The sequence below is a fragment of the Nocardiopsis salina YIM 90010 genome, assembly GCF_000341025.1.
GTDB lineage: Bacteria > Actinomycetota > Actinomycetes > Streptosporangiales > Streptosporangiaceae > Nocardiopsis > Nocardiopsis salina.
In genome coordinates this window covers 1-5273 of record NZ_ANBF01000134.1, presented here as the reverse complement: position 1 = coordinate 5273, position 5273 = coordinate 1, and the positions used below count along the sequence as shown (strand labels likewise).

Below are 5273 nucleotides of genomic sequence, written 5' to 3'. Positions count from 1 at the left end.
CGAAGCGGTTTCTCAACCCTACACGGCCCGAAGCAGTGCTCGAACCGGCGGAGAAGAAGGAGATCGCTACTGACACGGAACTGATCCCGACCCTGCGGCCGGATCGCTGTTCCGTCAGCGACAAAGACGAGTCTACGCAGGCTCCTGACAGACGTCAAGCCAGAGCCCGGAGCCTCGGCGTACTCGGCGATCCGGGACCTGGTCGCCCCGTTCGGGCGGCTTGTTGGCCCTCGTGAGCGCGGGCGATCAGGTCGGCCACGCTCCGACGTCGGCTTTGTTCGTCCGCGACGAGTGTATACGTCCGGTCTGTCCGGCATCAAGGATCAGCGAACATGACGCGCGGACAGGGCGCAGGGCGGCCACCACGAGGGGTGACCGCCCTGCGCCCTGTGCGTTCGGGGTTTCAGCCCCGGAGGATGACACCGCCGATGTTGCGCTTGCCCCGGCGCAGCACGACGAACCGGTCTGCGAGGAGGTCCTCGGCATCGAGGCGGGCGTCCTCGTCGGTCACCTTGGCGTTGTTGACGTAGGCGCCGCCCTCCTTGATGGCACGGCGGGCCGCGGACTTGCTGGGGGTCAGGCCGCTCTCGGCGAAGAGGTCGACCACGCTCGGCAGTTCTCCGACCGGGGTGTCGGTCTCGACCTTGGGCACCTCGGACAGCGCGGACTCGAGCGTGCGCCCGTCGAGCTCACTCAGGTCGGCGCGGCCGAAGAGGGCCAGGCTGGCATCGATGGCCTTGCGGCACTCCTCCTCACCGTGCACCAGCGTGGTGAGCTCCTCGGCCAGAGCTTTCTGGGCCGCACGAGCCTGCGGGCGCTCCTCGGTCCTTCGCTCCAGGTCCTCGATCTCCTCCTGCGAACGGAAACTGAAGGTCTTGAGGAAACGGACCACATCGCGGTCGTCGGCGTTGAACCAGAACTGGTAGAAGGCGTACGGCGAGGTCAGCTCCGGGTCGAGCCAGAAGTTGCCGCCGGCCTCGCTCTTGCCGAACTTCGAACCGTCCGCCTTGGTGAGCAGGTTGAAGGTCAGTCCGTGCGCTGCGCCGTGCGGCTCGTTGGCGTCCATGCGGCGCACGAGATCCAGGCCGGCGGTGATGTTGCCCCACTGGTCGGAGCCGCCGGTCTGGAGCGTGCACCCGTGGCGCCGGTAGAGCTGCACGTAGTCGTAGGACTGCAGGAGCACGTAACTGAACTCGGTGTAGCTCATACCGTCGCCGTCGAGGCGGCTCTTGACGGTCTCCCGGGCCAGCATCTGGTTGATGCTGAAGTGCTTGCCGACGTCGCGCATGAGTTCGAGCGCGCTGAGCTCGCCTAGCCATTCGGCGTTGTCGGCCAGGATCGCATCGGTCGGCTGCGCCGTCTCCCCCTCAGGGGTGAAGCGCAGGAAGCTCGCGAGCTGGCTGCCGAGCTGCCCGACCCAACCCTGCACGGTCTCCCTGGAGTTGAGCCGGCGCTCGGCGCTGGGTTTGGGGTCACCGATGAGGCCGGTCCCGCCACCGACGAGGGCGATGGGGCGGTGGCCGGCCCGCTGGAACCGGGCCAGGGTGACGATCTGGACGAGGTGTCCGACGTGCAGGCTTCCGGCGGTCGGGTCGAACCCGCAATACAGGGTGATCGGACCATCGGCGAGCGCCTTGCGGAGAGCGTCAAGGTCGGTCGTCTGCGCGAGCATGCCGCGCCACTGGAGTTCGTCGATGATGTCGGTCACTGTGTTGCTTTCTGTTGCGAGGCGGGTCGAACCCGATCTGGCGTGAGTCTAGGACGAAAACGCTGAGCCTTCACCCCGATATCGCTCACACCCACGCTATCGGCTGCCCGGACAGGCCTGGTCGGAGCGGGAACGCATCATCCCCGCGGCCAGGGCCGCGTTCCTTGCCGTTCGGGCGGTGGGCCAAGCTTGTAGGGCACGTCCGCGCTCCCCGCGGTTCGGGGAGCACAGAACTGGAGGTCCCCCGAGATGTCGAAGCAGTCCTCCTTCCGGGGCCGCGGGTCCGGTCGGCGGCGGCCCAGATCCAGGGCGGCCGCGGTACTCAGCGCCTTGGTCGCCTTCGTGGTGTTCACGTTCCTGGTGACGGAGCAGTTCGACGTCCTGAACCTCGGCGACGGTCCGGCCGAGAGCGCCTCCGGGGGCGCGCCCGGGGAGGTGTCCGTAGAACAGGCCCGCGAACAGCTCGAGGAGCTGCGGATCGAGGACGAGGACGACCCGCCCGGGTACGACCGGGCGCTGTTCCCCCACTGGGACAGTGGGGTGGAGGACAACTGCACGACACGGCAGGTGGTGCTGGAGCGCGACGGTGAGGACGTCGAGTCAGACCAGAACTGCCAGCCGGTCTCGGGCAGTTGGAGCAGCCCCTACGACGACGAGGTCCTCACCGACGTGCAGGACGTCGACATCGACCACATGGTGGCGCTCAAGGAGGCCTGGCGCTCGGGCGCCCACGCATGGACGACCGAGGAGCGCCAGAGCTTCGCCAACGACCTGGACACCACCCAGCTGTGGGCGGTGAGCGCCTCCAGCAACCGGGCCAAGGGTGATGCCGACCCGGCCGACTGGATGCCGCCGTCGGAGGCGGTGCACTGCGACTACGCGGCCTCGTGGATCGACGTCAAGCACACCTGGGACCTCACCGTCGACCCCGATGAGGAGCAGACCCTGCGGGAGATCCTCGAGGGTTGCTGACCCGCTGCGCTCAGGCGGGCGAGCCCGCGATGGCCCGGGCGGTGGCCAGGAGTTCGTCGGGGCCCACGAGGCCGAAGGGATCACGCACCTCGACCGCGACCCCGGTCTCGGGGGTCCAGAACGCCTCGGCCTCCCCGTGGAGCCCGGGTGAGCCGCCGTTGTCGAACTCGGCGAGCTCCCAGCCGTCGGTCCGTTCGTGGTACTCGGTGAGGAACTCCCGGGTGCTGTCGAGGTCGGCGAGGCGGTCGCCGCGCATCACCAGGACCTGGAGGACGACACGTGCCGCACCGTCCTCCAGTCGCTTCTCCCAGACACGGCTGTTGAAGCCGACCCCGCCCCACTCGTAGGTGAAGTCGGAGGGCGAGGCCCCCTGGGCGGGCGCGGGCAGGTGCCCGATGGTGAATCCGTCCAATGCTCCTCCTCGGGGCGGGGTGTCCGCGGCCGTGAGCGCGAACGCGAGTACGAGAGCCAGGGCCGATGCGGCCAGGCGGACCAGGGGCATGGGTTCCTCCCGTCGCCGGTGACGGGGCCTTCCCGTACCGACGAGGCCCATGGTGGGCGCTGCCCGGCCCGCGTTCCAGAGTGGCTTCTGCGCCTGTGGACAACCGCCGTACGACACACCTGGGGTCAGGCGCCCAGGCCGTACTCCCCGGTGAGGAACTCCGCGATCGCGAGGGACGAGGTGGCCGCCGGCGAGGGGGCGTTGCGTACACACACCACCCGGCCGTGGTCCTCCACCCGGAAGTCGTCCACGAGCCGGCCGTCGCGCCCCAGCGCCTGGGCTCGCACGCCCGCGGGGGCCGGAACCAGGTCGGCGCTCTCGAGTGCGGGGACCAGTCGGCGGGCCTGGGAGGCGAAGACCGCGGTGGAGGCGGACACGAGCATCTCTCGGGCGCCCACGGTCCAGTGGCGGCGGGCCAGGCGCCAGGTTCCGGGCCAGCCGAGCGTGCGGGCGAACTCCTGGGGGTTCCAGTCCCGCCCGCGGTAGCCCTCGGCCGCTGTGGCGAGGACGGCGTTGGGCCCGGCCATGACCTCGCCGTGCACGTGGCGGGTCAGGTGGACGCCGAGGAAGGGATAGCGGGGGTCGGGAACGGGGTAGACGAGGCCGTTGACGAGGTGGCGGCGGTCAGGCACGAGCTCGTGGTACTGGCCGCGGAAGGGGACGGTGCGGGGGTCGCTGGACGCTCCGGCCTTGCGGGCGAGCACGTCGGACTGCAGTCCCCCGCAGACCACGATGCGGTCGAAGCGGTGGATGGTGCGTTCGCCCTCCACCTCGCCGGTGAGGACCTCCACCCGGCTGTGGTCCTGGCGCAGGTCGAGCACAGGGGTGTTGAGCAGGACCCGCCCACCGGAGCGCCGCACGTCGTCGGCGAGCTGTTCGGCGACGGCGGAGTAATCGGTGATGGCGGTCGAGGGCGAGTGAAGGCCCGCCACGCCCTGGGTGTGGGGCTCGATCTCGCGCAGGCCCGCGGGGCCGAGGCGGGTCACGCCCGGCACGCCGTTGTCCTTGGCGTGGCGTTCGATGTCCTCGAGCCGGGCCTCGTCGTCGGCGTCGGCGGCCACGAGCACTTTGCCGACCGCGCGGTAGGGCAGTTCGTGCTCGGCGCAGTAGTCCTTGAGCAGGCCCACACCACGTCGGCAGAGGGTGGCCTTGAGCGACCCCGGTTCGTAGTACAGGCCGGCATGCACGACACCGCTGTTGCGACCGCTCTGGTGTGCGGCGACCCGGTCCTCCTTCTCCAGGACCGTCACCCGTGTCCCGGGTGTGCGGAGGGCGAGTTCGCGGGCCAGGGCCAGACCCACGATCCCTGCCCCGATGACTCCGATGTGTCGGGTGCTGCGCATGGCCGAACGCTAACAACCCCGATTGTGCGGTGCACCACCGGGTCGGGGAACCGGGCTCACAGGGAGCGCAGGCCGACCAGCACCGCGTGCAGGATGTCGGAGTGCCCCAGGGACCGCGTGGGCCCGCAGCGTTGCAGCGACCCGTCCGCGAGCATCTCCCCGGCGATGGTGCGGACCTGTCCCAGGGGCAGCCCCACTTCCACCGCGAGTTCGACCACGGTGCGGGCACGCTGGGCATGCGTCAGGATCGTCTCGCGTTCGGGGCGCAGCCACTCGGCGCGTCCAGGGGTGCGGGCGGCCACGACCAGGCTCAACAGATCGAGCTGTTCGGCGCTCCTGCGGCTACGGGGACCGGCCGCCTGCGGGTCGGCCACACCTGCGTCGACGGCGTAGGGCCGCAGGAAGCGTTCCTCCTCATCCTCGTGCGTTCCGAGGATCTGTGGGAACTCCCGGTCGAGTTCGGGCTCGCTCCCGGCATCTCCACGGTGTCTCTCAGCGCTCACGGCGGTCCCCCTGGTGTCCGGGCACGGTGGGTTGCGGTCCACTGGGCGGGTGGGGGTCGCGGGAGTGCTGCGGGTCCTGCGCATCGGAACCGTCGCGGGGGGTGTCAGGGTCCATCGGTTCGAGCGGGCCGGCGGGTTGGGACGGGTCGTTCCAGTGCGGGACCCCCGGCAGCGGTCCCGAGTTCCAATCGCCGGACGGCTGCCCGGTGGGCGGTGTCACCGGATGCCCGCCGGGCGGTGGCGTG

5 protein-coding genes and 1 pseudogene are annotated in these 5273 nt (G+C 70.3%); 1 reads left to right on the top strand and 5 read right to left on the bottom strand.

The genetic code is table 11. The features are described from left to right. Positions 1-403: 403 nt before the first annotated feature. Positions 404-1708, bottom strand: a complete 1305-nt coding sequence (gene tyrS / locus D474_RS0115305; protein ID WP_017614427.1) for a tyrosine--tRNA ligase — start codon at positions 1706-1708, stop codon at positions 404-406. A 249-nt stretch (positions 1709-1957) separates the two neighbouring features. On the opposite strand from tyrS, the gene D474_RS0115300 reads away from it, so the two are divergent. Beyond that, positions 1958-2680 carry an HNH endonuclease family protein gene (locus tag D474_RS0115300; protein ID WP_026118516.1) on the top strand — a complete coding sequence of 241 codons (723 nt, stop codon included), beginning with the start codon at positions 1958-1960 and terminating at the stop codon, positions 2678-2680. Between the two features lie 10 nt (positions 2681-2690). Here the strand turns inward: D474_RS0115300 and D474_RS0115295 are convergent, their stop codons facing one another. The 4 genes and pseudogenes from D474_RS0115295 to D474_RS32975 all read right to left on the bottom strand — a co-directional run. Continuing rightward, the gene (locus D474_RS0115295; RefSeq protein ID WP_017614425.1) at positions 2691-3182 is read right to left on the bottom strand and encodes a hypothetical protein; all 492 of its coding nucleotides are present in this window, start codon (positions 3180-3182) and stop codon (positions 2691-2693) included. Positions 3183-3307: 125 nt separating this feature from the next. After that, positions 3308-4525: an L-2-hydroxyglutarate oxidase gene (lhgO, locus tag D474_RS0115290; protein ID WP_017614424.1), complete on the bottom strand. Its 1218-nt coding sequence runs from the start codon at positions 4523-4525 to the stop codon at positions 3308-3310. Positions 4526-4581: 56 nt separating this feature from the next. Further along, positions 4582-5028 (bottom strand): DUF742 domain-containing protein, encoded by a 447-nt coding sequence (locus D474_RS0115285; protein WP_026118515.1) that lies wholly within the window; start codon positions 5026-5028, stop codon positions 4582-4584. Then, positions 5018-5273, bottom strand: a pseudogene (locus tag D474_RS32975) (hypothetical protein); the annotation flags it as partial. The pseudogene D474_RS32975 and the gene D474_RS0115285, both read right to left, overlap by 11 nt.

Coding starts and splice junctions, on each gene's coding strand:
- D474_RS0115300 (WP_026118516.1), top strand. CDS start 1,958: ATGTCGAAGCAGTCCTCCTTCCGGGGCCGCGGGTCCGGTCGGCGGCGG.
- D474_RS0115295 (WP_017614425.1), bottom strand. CDS start 3,182: ATGCCCCTGGTCCGCCTGGCCGCATCGGCCCTGGCTCTCGTACTCGCG.
- lhgO (WP_017614424.1), bottom strand. CDS start 4,525: ATGCGCAGCACCCGACACATCGGAGTCATCGGGGCAGGGATCGTGGGT.